The following is a 15,926-nucleotide window of genomic DNA, read 5'->3' as shown; positions in this document are numbered from 1 at the left end:
AATATAAAATAATGAAAAAAGCATTTTTAATTACAGTAGCATTAGTATTTGGTTTACAGACAATATTCTCTCAGGAACTGGCAAAAGTTCGAGAAAATGGAAAATTCGGGTACATTAATAAAAAAGCTGAGTTCGTAATAACACCACAATTTAAAAAAGCGAATAGTTTTGCAGATGGTGTAGCTTTAGTTTTAGACGGAAAAAAATGGGGGTATATACTTCCTGATGGTAAATGGTTGTTAGAACCTCAGTTTAGTAAAGCGAAAGACTTTAATAGTGGAGTAGCTATGGTTCTTAAAGGTAAGAAGTGGGTTTATATAGATAAAGAAGGTAAGGAATTAGCTCTTTCAGATGCTGAAAAAATATATCCTTTTAAAGAAGGAGTGGCTTTTATTAAACAAGACAAGAAAGTAGGTTTAATGAACGCTAAAGGAGAAGTAATTGTAAAGCCAGAATATAAAACTATTAAAGGATTTCAGAATGGTTATGCTCGCTTTGCTAATCAGTCAGGTAAGTGGGGTATTATAGATAACAAAGGTAAAATAGTTATTAAAGCAGAGTATACTTCAATAGGAAACTACAGAAATGGTGTTGCAAGAGCCGAGAAAGGTGAAAAGAATTTTGGAATAGCATCCTCATCATCATTTAGTGCTGTTGAAGGAGCTGCTAAAATATGGGATTTTAGAGAGGGCGGAAAGTATACTATTGCCATGAAGGATGAAAAATATGGTTTCATAGATACATCAGGAAAATGGGTGATAGAACCTCAGTTTGTAAAAGCAAAAGCTTTTCAAAATGGCTATGCGGGAATTTTTGATGGTAACAAATGGGGCTTTATTGATACTAATGGTAAAGTAGTTGTGGAAAACAAATATGATGATGTTGATTATTTCGATAAAAACGGGATGGCTCCTGTGAAAATCGAAGAATGGGGATTTATAAATACAAAAGGTGATTTAGTGATAGAAACAAAGTACGGTATTACGGCTGGAAGTTTTGGTTTTTTATCAGGTAGAGTCCCTCAAAAAGGTTTTGTTGAAGGTTTAGCTCGAGTTAAACATGAGAAAAAATGGGGTTTTTTAACGCCAGATGGGAAGCTGTTAGGAGGTAAATGGTTTGAAAATGCAGAGCCTTTTGTAAATGTTAAGTAAAATTTCTAGTTTCCCAGCAACCTTAGACGATTGTTAAAGTTGTTGGGATTTTTTTAATATTGTTAATTATATCTTAATTTGGAATAATTGTTGTTTTTTAAGAATTTCAATAATTATTTGATCTTAAAACCAAATATGTAAATGAAATACGCCCTCGTTACTGGTGGATCCAGAGGAATTGGAAGAGCAATAGCAGTAAAACTAGCAAAAGAATTGGAGTATCCAGTTTTGATCAATTATCAGTCAAATGATGACGCTGCTAATGAAACTAAAAAGTTAATTGAAGATGAAGGAGGAAAGTGTACATTATTAAAGTTTAATGTAGCAGATAGAGAAGATACTCACAAGGTTTTAGACGCTTGGATTGCTGAAAATCCAGATGCAACAATAGAAATTATAGTAAATAATGCTGGTATAACCAGAGATGGTTTGTTTATGTGGATGAAACCAGAAGATTGGCACGATGTTTTGAACATTAGTTTAAACGGTTTCTATAACGTGACAAATCATTTGATACAAAAAATGCTGACAAACAGATATGGTCGTATTGTTAACGTGGTTTCTGTATCAGGAGTAAAAGGAACAGCTGGTCAGGCTAATTATTCGGCTGCTAAGGGAGCTTTAGTTGCAGCTACAAAAGCATTAGCGCAAGAAGTAGCCAAACGTAAAATTACTGTGAATGCTGTTGCTCCAGGTTTTATAAAAACGGATATGACAGCAGAGATGGATGAAAAAGAGTTAAAACGAATGATTCCAGTAAATCGCTTTGGTGAAGCGGAGGAAGTTGCAGATCTCGTGACTTTTTTGGCATCTAAAAAAGCGGCATATATTACAGGAGAAGTAGTAAATATTAACGGAGGAATATATTCATAGAGGATGAGTACGCGAAGAGTAGTTATTACTGGAATGGGGATTTATTCTTGTATTGGTACAAATGTTGATGAGGTAAAAGAGTCTTTGTATCAAGGAAGATCAGGTATTGTTTATGAGCCATCGCGCAAAGAATTTGGATACCGATCTGCATTAACAGGAACTGTACCAAAACCTAACCTGAAAAAAGAATTAAGTAGAAGGCAAAGAGTAAGTTTTGGTTCTGAATCGGAATATGCTTACATAGCTACAAAGCAAGCGTTTGATCAAGCAGGAGTAGATCAGGAGTTTCTAGATAAGGAAGAAATTGGAGTGCTTTTTGGTAATGATAGTACTGCCGAGTCTGTAATGGAAGCGATCGATAAGATTAGAATTAAGAAAGATACGACTTTAGTAGGTTCTGGAGGAGTTTTTAAGTCTATGAACTCAACAGTGACTATGAATCTTTCGACAGTTTTTAAACTAAAGGGGGTTAATTTTACCATTAGTGCGGCATGCGCTAGTGGATCACATTCTGTTGGAATGGGATATTTGTTGATTAAACAAGGGCTTCAGGACTACGTACTTTGTGGCGGAGCTCAAGAAATAAATGATTATGCTTTTGGAAGTTTTGATGGGTTAGGAGTTTTTTCTGTAAACGAACAAAACCCTACAAAAGCTTCGAGACCCTTCGATAGTAGTAGAGACGGTTTGGTGCCAAGTGGAGGAGGAGCAGCTCTTTTTATGGAGACATATGAAAGTGCAATGAAAAGAGGTGCTACTATTTTAGGAGAAGTAGTTGGATATGGTTTTTCTTCCAATGGAGATCATATTTCTACTCCTAATCAAGAAGGTCCTGCAAGAGCAATGAAAAGAGCAGTTGATCAGGCAAATATAAAGCCAGAAAATATAGATTATGTAAATGCACATGCAACATCAACTCCAATTGGTGATGCTAACGAAGCAAAGGCTATTAATGAGGTTTTTGGGGAGTCTAAACCTTATGTAAGTTCAACGAAATCCATGACTGGACACGAATGTTGGATGGCTGGAGCTAGTGAGATTATATACTCTTTAATTATGTTGAATAATTCGTTTATAGCACCGAATATTAATTTAGAAGAACCGGATGAGGACTCTACAAAGTTAAATTTGGTAAAAGAAACGATAGATAAAAAAATTGATGTATTTTTGTCGAATTCATTCGGATTTGGGGGCACAAATTCTGCGATCGTAATTAAAAAGATTTAGGATAGAAAAAAATTACTAGAAAGATGATGGAAACAAGTGTAATTGTCGAAAAAGTTGATGACTTTTTGATTGAAGAATTCGAGGTTGAAGCAGATGAGATAGCTCCTGAAGCAAACCTTAAAGAAACCTTAGATTTAGATAGTTTAGATTATGTTGATCTTGTTGTGGCTATAGAAGCTACTTTCGGAGTAAAGTTAGTAGGAGATGACTTTGTAGGTGTCGAGAGCTTCCAAGATTTTTATGATTTAATAGAACGTAAAGTCAATATTTAAAAGACTGCAATGGCCCAATGGGAAGGTAAGGCTAAAGGTACACCTTTAGGTTATAGAATTTTTATATTTTTTATCAAGTATCTTGGGCTTAATGCTGCATATACCATTTTGGTATTTGTAGCAGCTTACTATTTGGTCTTCTCTTTTTCTTCTACGAAATCAAGTTTTTATTTTTTTAATAAAAGACTTGGCCAATCTACTATAAAATCTATAATAAGTGTTTACAAAAACTATTTTGTTTTTGGGCAAACCCTTATCGATAGGACTGCTATTTCCTATGGACTTAAAGATAAGTTTAGTTTTACATATGATGGTAGAGAAAAAATTCAGAGATTATTAGAGCGGAAAGAAGGCGGAGTTGTTTTTAGTGGTCACGTTGGAAGTTTTAATATTGCTCGTTATTTTTTTGATGAGTTTGACATGACGGATACTGGTGTGAATTTGATTGTTACGGATCAGGAAAATGAACAAATCAAACAATTCGTTGGAGCAGTTTCCACAGATACCACCATGAAGTTTATTGTGATTAAAGAAGATATGTCTCATATTTTCGAAATGAATGAGGTATTGTCCAACGGAGAAGTTATTGTTTTCGCTGCAGATAGATATGTAGAAGGTATTCAGTTTATAGAACAAGAATTTCTTGGTAAACCAGTCAAGTTTCCTTCTGGACCTTATAAGTTAGCTGCTCGTAAAAAGAAGCCTATCCTTTATATGTATATAATGAAAGGAAAAGGTAAAGAATATAACTTATATGCCAGAGAGCCAGAATTTACTGAAGCTTCAGTAAAACCTAGTCATGTGTTAAAAGAATATATAAGATACACAGAAATCATGCTTAAGAAATACCCATTGCAGTGGTTTAATTATTACGACTATTGGGAAGATATTAATACCTAACATATGAAAAATATATTGGTATTATATTACAGTCAAAGCGGGCAACTTGGAGATATTTTATCTAATTTGATAAAACCCTTAGAAAGGGAAAATAACTGTACCGTTACTACGCATCAAATTTGTCCAGAAGATCCTTATCAATTTCCATGGAATAAGAAAGATTTTCTTCAAGTATTTCCGGAATCATATTTGCAAATACCAAAGCCAAATATTCCTATTCCTGATGAAATTAAGAAGAAAAAATATGACCTAATCATTCTAGGGTATACTGTCTGGTATCTTTCGCCTTCTATCCCTATAAATTCATTTTTGAAGGGAGATGATGCGAAGATTTTGTTGAAAGATACACCTGTAATTACCGTGAATGCATCTAGAAACATGTGGATTTTAACTCAGGAAAAGGTAAAAAGATTATTGGTAGATTGTAAGGCTAAATTAGTAGGTAATATTGCTTTTGTAGATCGGCATTGGAACCATATCAGTGTAATCACTATTGTTCATTGGATGATGAGTGGTAAAAAAACAAAGTACCTGGGTATTTTTCCAAAACCTGGTGTTTCTGATAAAGATATTAATGAGGCGGATAAATTTGGAATTATCATAAAAAGACATCTTTTTAAAGAAAATTATGAACAACTGCAAAAGGACTTGGTAAATGATGGTGCAGTAACAATAAAACCTTTTTTAATAAGATCAGATAAATCTGGAAATCATATATTTAGTAAGTGGTCAGCTCATATATATAAGGTGGGGTTGAAATCTCCTAAAAGGAGACAAAAATGGTTAAACTTTTTCCAGTATTATCTACAATTTGCTATTTGGGTTTTTGTACCTATAGTTTTTATTATATTTTTGTTGACTTATGTACCTTTTTATGCACGCATAAAAAAGGATATTAAATATTATCAATCAGTAAGATTAAGGTAGGTAACCACTTTTATGAAGAACGTTTACATAACAAAAACAGGGCATTTCTTGCCAAATGAGCCAGTCTCGAATGATGAAATGGAAAAGAGACTAGGTATGATTGATGATCAACCTTCCAGAGCAAGGCGAATAGTACTAAGAAATAATGGTATTAAACAAAGATATTATGCTGTAGATAAAGAAGGTAATGTAACTCATAATAATGCAGAACTTACTAAAGAAGCAATTAAAAGTTTGTGTAAAGACGGTTTTACCGAAAAACAAATAGAGTTGCTTTCTTGTGGAACTACTGGTCCCGATAATTTATTGCCTTCGCACGCTTCTATGGTGCATGGATTATTAGATACCGAAAGTATCGAGCTTAATTCTGCTTCTGGAGTTTGTTGTTCAGGAATGAGTGCATTAAAATATGGTTTTCTTTCTGTAAAATCTGGGAACACGAATAACGCAATATGTACGGGATCCGAACGATCGTCCAGTTGGATGCAATCGCAAAAATATAATGAGGAGATAGAAAATCTTAAGAGTTTGGAAGAAACTCCAGTTATAGGTTTTAAAAAAGATTTTCTACGATGGATGTTATCTGATGGTGCGGGTGCATTTTTGTTAGAATCAGAACCAGGTGATGATCTTTCTTTAAGAATTGATTGGATGCAAGCATATTCATATGCATATGAATTAGAGGCATGTATGTATGCTGGTGGAGAAAAACAAGAAGATGGTTCTCTAAAACCATGGACGGATTATACTCCTAAAGATTGGCTTAATGATTCTATCTTTTCTTTGAAACAAGATGTGAAAGTTCTAGATGAGCATGTTGTTAAAAAAGCTATTCTTAGCCTTAAAGATGCGATAACGAAAAATGATTTGGATATAAACGATGTAAATTATTTTTTACCGCATATGTCATCATTTTATTTTGAAGGTAAGTTAGATGATGAAATGAAGGAGCAAGGTATTGGGATTTCCAAAGAAAAATGGTTCACAAACTTAAAGGACGTTGGTAATGTAGGTTCGGCATCTATTTATTTAATGGTAGATGAATTGAAAAATTCAGGGAAGTTAAAAAAAGGTGAAAAAATATTATTACTCGTCCCAGAAAGTGGTCGTTTTTCGTATTTTCATATTCTACTAACAGTTTGCTAATGAATAATCAATTACAAGAGGAAATCACAGATATTGATTTAATCAAAAAATTAATTCCGCAAAAGGATCCTTTTGTAATGATAGACAAGTTGCTCTATTTTGATCCTGATAAAGTAGTTTCTGGTTATAAAATTTCTGAAACCAACATTCTTACCAATAACGGATATTTTACAGAAGGCGGTTTAATTGAAAACATGGCGCAGAGCATAGCGCTGCATAGAGGTTATAGAGGTTATATAAAAAGAGGAAAAGATGATAAACCTAAAACAGGTTTTATTGGGTCTATAAAACACGCTACAATCCATGAACTGCCTAAAGTTGGCACAGAATTAGTTACTACAGTAGAAATTATAGCTGAAATTATGTTAGTGTCTTTGGTGAAAATCGAAGTAAAAGATACAGAAGGTAATTTGCTAGCATCTTCTGAGATGAAGACCATTATTGTGGATTCACAATGATCTTACATTTTTAGAAACTTTTAAATCTAAATTAGGATGAAAAAAGAAGAAGTACCTCAGGATGAAAGTTGTTTCTCTCATACAAATATGAAAGAAGTTGTATATGCTGTAGATAAGGATGGTAAATACGGTAAGGCACTTAGTTCGGGTTGGGAAGCAAAGACCATTGCTTTAAATGAATCTTTAGATTTAATCGAGGAACAGCTACAAGAAACAATCCAAAAAATAAAAGAAGGAGAGCTCAGTCCAATAGCTTACTATATGGAATCCCAGCGTATGGATGTAGTAGTGTTATCTGGTTATGTTGGTATCTGGCAGTGGAAGGTGAAAAGACATTTGAAAGCAAAAACTTTTAAAAAATTAAGTGATAAAACACTTAAAAAATACGCTGAAGCTTTCGAAATTTCTTTAGAAGAACTTAAAAATCCAAAGATTTGAAAATAAACTTTGAACACAATCAATCCGCTCATTGTGAAAATGGGGTGGTTTCGAATTTATTAAATTATAATGGACTTAAGGTGAGTGAACCAATGGTGTTTGGGATAGCTTCTGGAGTCTTTTTTATATATATACCATTTATTAAGGTGAATTTTGCACCAATGTTCAGTTTTAGACCTGTTCCTGGATTTATCTTTTCTAGAGTAAGTAAAAGGCTAGGCTTCAAAATTAAGCGACATAAATTTAATTCTAAAGAGAAGGCACAGCAAACATTAGATGCAGAATTATCAAAAAATAACCCAGTAGGATTACAGGTTGGAGTGTATAATCTTACTTACTTTCCTGATGAGTACCGTTTTCATTTTAATGCACATAATTTGGTCGTGTATGGAAAAGATGGAGGAGATTACTTAATAAGCGATCCAGTAATGCCTCAGGTAACGACGCTGTCTGCAAAAGAATTAGAAAAAGTGCGTTTTGCAAAAGGGCCATTTGCTCCAAAAGGGCATATCTACTATCCCACAGAATTACCAAATGATGTAGATCTTAAAAAAGCGATAACAAAGGGAATTAAACAGGCGTATAGGCATATGTTAGCTCCGGTACCGCTTGTTGGATTTCGAGGAATAAGATATGTTGCGAAGCGTATTCGTAAATGGCCTGATAAAATAGGGGTAAAGAAAACCAATCATTATCTTGGTCAGTTGGTACGTATGCAAGAAGAAATAGGAACTGGTGGAGGAGGTTTTAGATTTATTTTTGCCGCTTTTTTACAAGAGGCTTCTGTAATTATGGAGAATCCAAGATTGGCTGAGTTGTCTGTAGAAATGACTGCTATAGGAGATCAATGGAGAGATTTTGCAATTGATGCTTCCAGATTATATAAAAACAGAAGTAGAGAAACTGATGCATATAATAAAATTGCGGATAAACTAGATGCAATTGGATTGGCAGAGAGAGCTTTCTTTTTAGATCTGAAGAGAGCAATTAAATAGTTGTGAGATGGATCAAAATCCTCTTATTCAAATAAAAAATATATCCAAACAGTATAAAGGAGCTACTTTTCTTTCTTTAGATGATGTGAATCTTGAAATCGAAAGCGGAGAGGTCTATGGCTTGCTTGGACCCAATGGTGCTGGTAAAACTACATTAATATCTATTTTGTGCGGTCTTATAAAACCATCATCTGGAGACGTTTCGATTTTTGGTAAAGATTTAAAACAGGAAACCAAAGAAATTCAGAAACAAATAGGTGTTGTTCCACAAGAATATGCTTTATATTCTAAATTAACAGCTAGAGAGAATTTATTCTATTTTGGAAGTATGTTCGGAATGACGAAAGCTCAACTAAAACCAATTATTTCTTCTCATCTAGAAGCATTAGGACTGCTGCCATTTGCAGATAAAAAAATTAAAACATTTTCTGGTGGGATGAAAAGAAGGGTAAATCTAATAGCAGGGATACTTCATGATCCTAAACTCTTGTTTTTAGACGAACCTACTGTTGGTGTAGATGTACAGTCAAAGCAGGCAATTACAGCCAAATTAAAAGAACTTAATGCTACAGGAACTACGATTATTTATACTTCACATCATTTAAGAGAAGCTCAGGATTTATGTTCACTGGTAGGTATCATCGATTCTGGAAAAATCATTGCAGAGAATACCCCTGCTAAGCTTATTTCAGATACAAAAGATGCACGAAATCTAGAAGATGTTTTTATTGAATTAACAGGAAGAGAACTTAGGGATTATGCATAGGTTTTTAGCATCCATAAAAAAAGAATTTTTACTACTGCTTCGAGATCCTGGAGGGTTAGTTATCCTTTTTATTATGCCAATTATATTGGTGATCACTATAACACTAATTCAAGATGCTACATTTAAATCCGTTTCTAGTAATTCAATAGATATATTATTGGTAGACAAGGATCAAGGAAAGTTGTCTAAAGAGATTCAAAAGAGTTTTTCGGATATAGAGTTTTTAGAGCCGATTTCGGCCATTGGAGAAACTCCTTTATCTGAGGAAACTGCAAAACAACTTGTAGCTGCAGGTGAGTATCAACTGGCAGTAGTAATACCTGAAGGTTTAAGTAGTGAATTACAAAAACAAATAGATAAGAATATCACCAAAATACTTGAAGAGTTCGAAGGAACGGAGGATTCTTTAAAAGTTTCTCAGGCAGATGAAAAGCTACCTTCTAATAAGGTTGTTAAACTATATTTTGATCCGATTACTCAGGAAACTTTTAGAAGCTCAGTTATATTCGCTGTGGATAAGCTGGTAGCAAGTATAGAAACTAGGTCGATTTATGAAGCTTTTGAAAAAGAATTGGGAGAATCTGAAAGCCTAAAGTCTTTTAATAGAGATAACTTTGTAAAATATGATCAAATAAATCCATCGTTATCGGGAGAAGATATTCTTCCTAACTCGGTACAGCACAATATACCCGCTTGGACATTATTTGCGATTTTTTTTATGATTTTACCTTTATCACTTAATCTTGTGCACGAAAAAGGGCAAGGTACATTTGTTAGGTTGCAGACAACTCCTGCAAAATACGGTACCATTATTGCGGGTAAAGCATTTTTGTTCCTATTGGTTAGCTTATTGCAATTTACCTTGATTTTGTTGCTAGGGATTTTTGTTTTTCCAAAATTAGGATTACCCGTTTTGGATTTAGGAGACCATTTAGGATTGTTGTATTTGGTGGCATTAAGTTCGGGTTTAGCAGCAATTGGTCTCGGAATTTTATTAGGAACAGTCTTTAATTCACATGAACAAGCGGCACCGTTTGGAGCTGTTTTAGTAGTGTTGTTGGCAGCAATAGGAGGTGTTTGGGTACCTGTTTTTGCTATGCCTGATACGATGCAAATGATCGCTAAAGTATCTCCAATGAACTGGGGATTAGAGGCTTTTTATGATTGTTTCTTAAGAAAAGGAAGTCTGGGAGATATTCTTCCGGAGATTGGTTTGCTTATTGTATTTTTTATTAGTACTATCGTAATAGCTATATTATACTATGAAAAGAAAAAAACGGTCTAAAGAGGTTGTTACAGATATAAAATACGTTCATGAGGTAAGAGTTAGATTTAATGACTGTGATCCTTTAAGTATTGTGTGGCATGGTATTTATATAACATATTTTGAAGAAGGAAGAGAAGCTTTCGGAAGGAATCATGGGATTTCTTATTTACATGTTAAAGACAATAATTACGTAACTCCAATTGTAAATTCTAATTGCGATCATAAATTACCACTCAAATATGGTGATGTGGCTACGGTAGAAACTATATATGTAGATAGTCCCGCAGCGAAAATGATTTTTAGATATAATGTCTATAACCAAAGAAAAGAGCTTGTATGCGTAGGTGAAACTACACAAGTGTTTTTGGACATGGATGGGAATATGTCTCTGAGTATTCCTGAATTTTTCCTTGATTGGAAACGAAAAGTTGGTTTGCTATGAGAAAAGTGTATCTAATCGACGATAGTATTATTTCTCCTCTTGGTTTTTCAACGCAAGAAAATTTCCAGAATCTTCAGGAAAATAATATTGGAATAAAAGAAGTTGACAATAATGATATCTGGTCTGCACCCTTTTACGGTTCGGTAGTAGATAATACTAAACTGAACGAAGCATGGAACTCGATTTCGAATGATAAGAATGGAGATTATTCGAAGTTAGAAAAAATGATGATTTTGTCTGTTTCTAAACTTTTATCCAATAATCCTTCGCTAGATATTTCTAGATGCGGGATTGTGATTTCAACAACTAAAGGAAATATAGGTGAAATTAGAAAAGAGCAAAATGATAAAGCTTATCTAGGGAGTATTGCCAAAACAATTCAAGGTTATTTTGATTTAGAACAAACACCAAAAGTGTTATCTAATGCTTGTATTTCAGGTGGTTTGGCATTAGCAATAGGAAAAAGAATGATTCAGGCGCAACTATTTGATGATGTTATTGTTATTGGAGGAGATTTGTTGTCTGAATTTACACTTTCAGGATTCTTTTCTTTTCAAGCAGTTAGTGCAGCTCCTTGTAAACCTTTTTGTAAAAACAGAACAGGTATAAGTCTTGGAGAAGCAGCAGCTTCTGCTTGGTTAAGTGCAGATAAAAATAAAATAAACGGTGAAGTAATTAGTATATCAGGTGATGCCTCTGCTAATGATGCGAATCATATTTCTGGTCCTTCAAGAACAGGTGAAGGTTTGTATATAAGCATTACCAAAGCATTAAAAGAAGCTAATTTACGTAGTGAGCAGATTGATTACATAACCGCTCACGGAACCGCAACACCTTTCAATGATGAAATGGAGGCTATTGCATTTAATCGAGCCGGCTTGCAAGAAGTTCCGCTTAATAGCCTGAAAGGATATTACGGTCATACATTGGGAGCATCTGCGCTAATAGAGAGTATCATAGCAAGACATTGTTTACTTAATAATGAATTGATAGCATCCGTTGGTTTTGAAGAGTTGGGAGTTTCACAACCTGTAAATGTGATTACAAAAAATGAATCTAAAAAGTTGACAAGGGTTTTAAAAACAGCTTCTGGTTTTGGGGGTTGTAATGTCGCTTTGATTATAGAAAAACTAGCGTAGTGGATATGGAGAAGTTTTACATATCAGATTTTTGTTCTCTACGAAATAATAGAGTTTTTAAAAATGGTGAGAAAATTTATTACGATGTAACATCCGAGAGTATTAAAGATTTTGCAAAAGGTCTTTACAAGTCCTTAGATTTGAAATATCCTAAGTTTCATAAAATGGATGAATTGTGCAAACTAGGTTTTTTAGCTACAGAAGTACTCATAAGTCATATGGAAGATGTTGATCAGGATACCGCTTTGGTGTTGTCAAATAGGGCTTCTAGTTTGGATACTGATAGAAAACATCAAGTAAGCATCGATGATAGAGCGAATTTTTATCCTTCTCCGGCTGTTTTTGTTTACACACTGCCCAATATCATTATGGGTGAGATAAGTATAAAAAATAAACTAAAAAGTGAAAATGCGTTTTTCATTTCGGAGCACTTTGATCCAGAATTTATAGCTAATTATTCTCAGGTTTTACTTCAAACAGGAAAAGCAAGCAATGTTATTTGTGGTTGGGTTGATTTGGATAATGATAAATATGACGTATTTTTGGCTTTTCTTTCAAAAAAAGGTAAAAAAGAGCTAACAAAAAAAGAATTAAATAATTTATACAATCAATAATTATGGCTGAATTACAAGAAGAGCTAAAAGAAAAGATAATAGAGCAATTAAGTCTTGAGGATGTGGAAGTAAGTGAAATTGGAGATGACGATCCTCTTTTTGGTGATGGCCTTGGTTTAGACTCGATCGATGCATTAGAATTAATTGTTTTATTAGAAAAAGATTACGGGATTAAATTAAAAGATCCTAAAGAAGGAAAAGCTATTTTCGAGTCGATTAATGTAATGGCTGATTATATTTCAAAACATCGTACAAAGTAATATGAATAAAGGCGTTGCCATAACTGGTATGGGAATTATTTCTTCTATTGGGAATAACGTAGAAGAAAATTTAAATGCTTTAAAATCTGTTTCTCACGGAATTTCTAGAATAGATCTAATCGAAACACGTCATAAAGACGATATAATGGTTGGTGAAATTAAAAAGACCAATGAAGATCTTATAAAAGAACTTGGATTAGATCCTTTAAATAGTTTTTCCAGAACAGCAATGCTTGGCGCAATTGCAGCAAAAGAAGCTTTGGTAGATGCCCAAATTTCTGATATTAACGAATACAGAACAGGTTTTATCTCTGGAACAAGTGTTGGAGGAATGGATACGACCGAAAAGTTCTATCTTCAATATCCAGAATCAGAAGAAAACAGAAGATTTATAAAAGCGCAGCATGCTGGGTATACTACACAATCCGTTTCTAATTATTTAGGGATAAATGGTTATGTGTCTACTATTAGTACAGCATGTTCATCTGCAGCGAATGCAATCATGTTGGGAGCGCGTATGATCAAAGCTGGTAAGATCGATAGAATGATTGTAGGAGGAACAGATGCTTTATCAAAGTTTACCATCAATGGTTTTGGAACGTTAATGATTTTATCAGATGAAGAGTGTACTCCATTTGATGACAATAGAAAAGGTCTTAATTTAGGAGAAGCTGCAGCATTTTTAGTGCTAGAGAGTGAAGAAATCGTGGAAAAAGAAAATAAAAAAATTCTTGGTAGAGTAGCTGGATGGGCAAATGCAAATGACGCATATCATCAAACTGCTTCCTCTTCGAATGGAGAAGGTGCTTATTTAGCCATGAAAAAAGCATTAAAGATCGCTGGTTTAGAACCGCAAGAGATAGATTATGTAAATGCGCATGGAACGGCTACACCTAATAATGATCTATCCGAAGGTGTTGCCATGACTAGAATTTTTGGAGAAGATAAGACACCTGTTTTTAGTTCTACTAAAGCATTTACAGGGCATACACTTGCAGCCGCAGGTTCTGTAGAAGCTGTATATTCGCTATTGTCTCTTCGTGAGAATTTAATTTTTCCGAATTTGAATTTCAAAACTAAAATGCAAGAGTTTGCTTTGGTTCCACAAACTGAATTGCTTTCAAAGGAATTAAACACCATTCTATCTAATTCATTTGGTTTTGGAGGAAATTGTTCTACTTTAATTTTTACTAAATAATGGGAGAATGCTATATAAACGGTATCGCTAATATTTCGGCGCAACCTACCACAGATGCGGATAGATTTTTGGAAGAAATAATTTCTCATAAAACATCGATATTTAAAGCTCACGATCCGAATTATAAGGAGTTTATAAAGCCGGCAGCAATGAGGCGTATGTCCAAGTCTGTAAAAATGGGTGTTACTGCTGCTTCTATAGCTTTAAATAATTCTGGCGTAGAAATGCCAGATGCTATTATTACAGGGACTGGAATGGGTTGTAAACAAGATTCTGAAAAGTTTCTTGAAAAAATTCTATATGATGATGAACAGTTTCTAACTCCAACATTGTTTATTCAGTCTACTCACAATACCGTTGGAGGACAGGTAGCGCTTGGTTTAGGATGTAAAGCATATAATCTAACTTACGTTCAGGGAGCTGCTTCGTTTGAGTCTTCTCTCATAGATGCGCAGCTTATGTTATTGGAAGAGCCTGAAAAGAATATATTAGTTGGAGGTATTGATGAAGTAGCAAAGAATTCTACTTTATTGCATAAATTAGATGGGCAGATTAAAGAAGATGATATCGATGTAATTAATCTTCTGAATTCTAAAACTGGAGGTACGGTTCATAGCGAAGGAGCTACTTTTATGATGCTGGGTAGTAAGAAAACTGATACTAGTCATGCTAAAATTGTTGATATTGAAACGATTAGTAAGGCAAGTAGTGAAGAAGCTGAGAAGCATATTGAGGCTTTCTTAGATCGTAAAGGTATTTCTATAAAGGATGTTGATGCTGTAATTCTTGGAAATAATGGAGATATCGATTATGATCATTATTATCGAAATCTTCAGGACTCTCTTTTTTCGGAAACTGAACAATTGTGTTATAAGCATTTAATAGGAGATTATCCTGTAGCTTCTAGTTTCGGTTTTTGGCTTGGATGTAAGATTTTTGAGAAGAATACTGTACCTGATATTTTAAAGGTTAATTCAACTACTGCTAAGAAGTATGATACAGTACTTCTATACAATCAATATCTTGGAAAAAACCATAGTATTGCTTTATTGCAAAGATGCTAATTAGAAATATAGTTAATATTATAAGTGTTATAGCTGGCTCGTTGATGCTAGCAGCAATAATATTTGATAAACTCCCTTGGTGGAGTTTATTTGTTTTAATACTTATTTGGTTATTAATTACAGGGTATGGTGTTGCGAATATTAGATCTGGCTATTTCTTAAAAAGTCTTAGTAATAATTCAAAAATTAATCAAAGAAAGATAGCGATTACTTTTGATGATGGTCCTGATCCCAATACATTAGAAGTTCTAAAAATATTAGATAAGTATGGTGTAAGATGTACTTTCTTTTGCATAGGTAAGCAAGTAGAGAAATATCCTGAAATCGTAAGAGAAATTACTAAAAAGAATCATGTGATTGGTAATCATACCTTTAGTCATGATAAGTTGATTGATATGTATGGTACCGAACGATTTACGAATGAGATAAAGGACGCAGATCGTATTATAGAAAAATATACGACAAGAAGACCTTTGCTATTTAGACCACCATATGGAATTACGAATCCAAATATTGCCAAAGCTGTAAAAGCTACGGGTCATACTGTAATTGGATGGAATAAAAGGTCTTTTGATACCACCATTCCTTCCGAAAAAGTGATTCTTAGAAGAATTACTAAAAACCTTAAAAATGGAGATGTAATCTTACTACATGATACAAAAACTATTACTTTGTCAGTATTGGAACAATTGTTGCTATTTTTGCAAATGAATAACTTTACAACCGTAACTATAGATGAACTATTTTCAATACAGGCATATGCTTAGATTTTTTATATGTACTATTTTT

General features: G+C 33.8%; 19 protein-coding genes. All 19 read left to right on the top strand.

Translation table 11 applies throughout. The features are described 5' to 3' along the window. Positions 1–11: 11 nt before the first annotated feature. The 19 genes from Q1B37_RS19800 to Q1B37_RS19710 all read left to right on the top strand — a co-directional run bounded on the left by Q1B37_RS19800 (position 12) and on the right by Q1B37_RS19710 (position 15,904). Positions 12–1,151, top strand: coding sequence for a WG repeat-containing protein (locus Q1B37_RS19800; RefSeq protein ID WP_299901639.1), 1,140 nt, complete (start codon positions 12–14; stop codon positions 1,149–1,151). 141 nt (positions 1,152–1,292) lie between these two features. After that, complete coding sequence (gene fabG, locus Q1B37_RS19795; RefSeq protein ID WP_299600465.1) at positions 1,293–2,024, top strand: 3-oxoacyl-ACP reductase FabG; 732 nt, start codon at positions 1,293–1,295, stop codon at positions 2,022–2,024. A 3-nt stretch (positions 2,025–2,027) separates the two neighbouring features. Beyond that, complete coding sequence (locus tag Q1B37_RS19790) at positions 2,028–3,251, top strand: beta-ketoacyl synthase (RefSeq protein WP_299901636.1); 1,224 nt, start codon at positions 2,028–2,030, stop codon at positions 3,249–3,251. A 26-nt stretch (positions 3,252–3,277) separates the two neighbouring features. Next, entirely contained in the window at positions 3,278–3,523 is a 246-nt protein-coding gene (locus tag Q1B37_RS19785; protein WP_027392758.1) for a phosphopantetheine-binding protein, read from the top strand. A gap of 9 nt (positions 3,524–3,532) precedes the next feature. Continuing rightward, entirely contained in the window at positions 3,533–4,423 is an 891-nt protein-coding gene (locus Q1B37_RS19780) for a lipid A biosynthesis acyltransferase (RefSeq protein WP_299600468.1), read from the top strand. Between the two features lie 3 nt (positions 4,424–4,426). Further along, complete coding sequence (locus Q1B37_RS19775; RefSeq protein ID WP_299901633.1) at positions 4,427–5,350, top strand: dialkylrecorsinol condensing enzyme DarA; 924 nt, start codon at positions 4,427–4,429, stop codon at positions 5,348–5,350. A gap of 12 nt (positions 5,351–5,362) precedes the next feature. Continuing rightward, positions 5,363–6,496 carry a beta-ketoacyl-ACP synthase III gene (locus Q1B37_RS19770; RefSeq protein WP_299901630.1) on the top strand — a complete coding sequence of 378 codons (1,134 nt, stop codon included), beginning with the start codon at positions 5,363–5,365 and terminating at the stop codon, positions 6,494–6,496. Further along, a complete protein-coding gene (locus tag Q1B37_RS19765; protein ID WP_299600477.1) occupies positions 6,496–6,954 on the top strand; it encodes a hypothetical protein in 459 nt (152 codons plus the stop codon). The genes Q1B37_RS19770 and Q1B37_RS19765 overlap by 1 nt, the downstream gene beginning before the upstream one ends. A 36-nt stretch (positions 6,955–6,990) precedes the next feature. After that, on the top strand, positions 6,991–7,392 hold the full coding sequence (locus Q1B37_RS19760; protein WP_299600480.1) for a hypothetical protein: 402 nt from the start codon (positions 6,991–6,993) through the stop codon (positions 7,390–7,392). After that, entirely contained in the window at positions 7,389–8,387 is a 999-nt protein-coding gene (locus tag Q1B37_RS19755; RefSeq protein WP_299600483.1) for a BtrH N-terminal domain-containing protein, read from the top strand. Before Q1B37_RS19760 ends, Q1B37_RS19755 begins: the two co-directional genes overlap by 4 nt. Positions 8,388–8,394: 7 nt before the next feature. Continuing rightward, positions 8,395–9,153 carry an ABC transporter ATP-binding protein gene (locus Q1B37_RS19750; protein WP_299901627.1) on the top strand — a complete coding sequence of 253 codons (759 nt, stop codon included), beginning with the start codon at positions 8,395–8,397 and terminating at the stop codon, positions 9,151–9,153. After that, complete coding sequence (locus tag Q1B37_RS19745) at positions 9,146–10,438, top strand: ABC transporter permease (protein ID WP_299901624.1); 1,293 nt, start codon at positions 9,146–9,148, stop codon at positions 10,436–10,438. Before Q1B37_RS19750 ends, Q1B37_RS19745 begins: the two co-directional genes overlap by 8 nt. Beyond that, positions 10,416–10,862, top strand: coding sequence for a thioesterase family protein (locus Q1B37_RS19740; protein ID WP_299901621.1), 447 nt, complete (start codon positions 10,416–10,418; stop codon positions 10,860–10,862). The genes Q1B37_RS19745 and Q1B37_RS19740 overlap by 23 nt, the downstream gene beginning before the upstream one ends. Then, positions 10,859–12,001, top strand: coding sequence for a beta-ketoacyl synthase (locus Q1B37_RS19735; protein ID WP_299901619.1), 1,143 nt, complete (start codon positions 10,859–10,861; stop codon positions 11,999–12,001). Before Q1B37_RS19740 ends, Q1B37_RS19735 begins: the two co-directional genes overlap by 4 nt. 5 nt (positions 12,002–12,006) lie before the next feature. Beyond that, positions 12,007–12,615, top strand: a complete 609-nt coding sequence (locus Q1B37_RS19730) for a hypothetical protein (RefSeq protein ID WP_299901616.1) — start codon at positions 12,007–12,009, stop codon at positions 12,613–12,615. 2 nt (positions 12,616–12,617) lie between these two features. Continuing rightward, positions 12,618–12,875 carry a phosphopantetheine-binding protein gene (locus Q1B37_RS19725; RefSeq protein WP_299600498.1) on the top strand — a complete coding sequence of 86 codons (258 nt, stop codon included), beginning with the start codon at positions 12,618–12,620 and terminating at the stop codon, positions 12,873–12,875. A gap of 1 nt (position 12,876) precedes the next feature. Beyond that, positions 12,877–14,073, top strand: coding sequence for a beta-ketoacyl-[acyl-carrier-protein] synthase family protein (locus Q1B37_RS19720; RefSeq protein ID WP_299600501.1), 1,197 nt, complete (start codon positions 12,877–12,879; stop codon positions 14,071–14,073). Continuing rightward, positions 14,073–15,137 carry a beta-ketoacyl synthase chain length factor gene (locus Q1B37_RS19715; protein WP_299901613.1) on the top strand — a complete coding sequence of 355 codons (1,065 nt, stop codon included), beginning with the start codon at positions 14,073–14,075 and terminating at the stop codon, positions 15,135–15,137. Before Q1B37_RS19720 ends, Q1B37_RS19715 begins: the two co-directional genes overlap by 1 nt. A 44-nt stretch (positions 15,138–15,181) precedes the next feature. Then, positions 15,182–15,904, top strand: a complete 723-nt coding sequence (locus Q1B37_RS19710) for a polysaccharide deacetylase family protein (protein WP_299901611.1) — start codon at positions 15,182–15,184, stop codon at positions 15,902–15,904. Positions 15,905–15,926: the final 22 nt, after the last annotated feature.

It is taken from the genome of uncultured Aquimarina sp. (assembly GCF_947492965.1).
Classification (GTDB): domain Bacteria; phylum Bacteroidota; class Bacteroidia; order Flavobacteriales; family Flavobacteriaceae; genus Aquimarina.
Note: the sequence above shows the minus strand (reverse complement) of the source record. Positions and strands in the feature narration are given on the sequence as shown.

Coding starts and splice junctions, on each gene's coding strand:
- Q1B37_RS19800 (WP_299901639.1), top strand. CDS start 12: ATGAAAAAAGCATTTTTAATTACAGTAGCATTAGTATTTGGTTTACAG.
- fabG (WP_299600465.1), top strand. CDS start 1,293: ATGAAATACGCCCTCGTTACTGGTGGATCCAGAGGAATTGGAAGAGCA.
- Q1B37_RS19790 (WP_299901636.1), top strand. CDS start 2,028: ATGAGTACGCGAAGAGTAGTTATTACTGGAATGGGGATTTATTCTTGT.
- Q1B37_RS19785 (WP_027392758.1), top strand. CDS start 3,278: ATGGAAACAAGTGTAATTGTCGAAAAAGTTGATGACTTTTTGATTGAA.
- Q1B37_RS19780 (WP_299600468.1), top strand. CDS start 3,533: ATGGCCCAATGGGAAGGTAAGGCTAAAGGTACACCTTTAGGTTATAGA.
- Q1B37_RS19775 (WP_299901633.1), top strand. CDS start 4,427: ATGAAAAATATATTGGTATTATATTACAGTCAAAGCGGGCAACTTGGA.
- Q1B37_RS19770 (WP_299901630.1), top strand. CDS start 5,363: ATGAAGAACGTTTACATAACAAAAACAGGGCATTTCTTGCCAAATGAG.
- Q1B37_RS19765 (WP_299600477.1), top strand. CDS start 6,496: ATGAATAATCAATTACAAGAGGAAATCACAGATATTGATTTAATCAAA.
- Q1B37_RS19760 (WP_299600480.1), top strand. CDS start 6,991: ATGAAAAAAGAAGAAGTACCTCAGGATGAAAGTTGTTTCTCTCATACA.
- Q1B37_RS19750 (WP_299901627.1), top strand. CDS start 8,395: ATGGATCAAAATCCTCTTATTCAAATAAAAAATATATCCAAACAGTAT.
- Q1B37_RS19745 (WP_299901624.1), top strand. CDS start 9,146: ATGCATAGGTTTTTAGCATCCATAAAAAAAGAATTTTTACTACTGCTT.
- Q1B37_RS19740 (WP_299901621.1), top strand. CDS start 10,416: ATGAAAAGAAAAAAACGGTCTAAAGAGGTTGTTACAGATATAAAATAC.
- Q1B37_RS19735 (WP_299901619.1), top strand. CDS start 10,859: ATGAGAAAAGTGTATCTAATCGACGATAGTATTATTTCTCCTCTTGGT.
- Q1B37_RS19730 (WP_299901616.1), top strand. CDS start 12,007: ATGGAGAAGTTTTACATATCAGATTTTTGTTCTCTACGAAATAATAGA.
- Q1B37_RS19725 (WP_299600498.1), top strand. CDS start 12,618: ATGGCTGAATTACAAGAAGAGCTAAAAGAAAAGATAATAGAGCAATTA.
- Q1B37_RS19720 (WP_299600501.1), top strand. CDS start 12,877: ATGAATAAAGGCGTTGCCATAACTGGTATGGGAATTATTTCTTCTATT.
- Q1B37_RS19715 (WP_299901613.1), top strand. CDS start 14,073: ATGGGAGAATGCTATATAAACGGTATCGCTAATATTTCGGCGCAACCT.
- Q1B37_RS19710 (WP_299901611.1), top strand. CDS start 15,182: ATGCTAGCAGCAATAATATTTGATAAACTCCCTTGGTGGAGTTTATTT.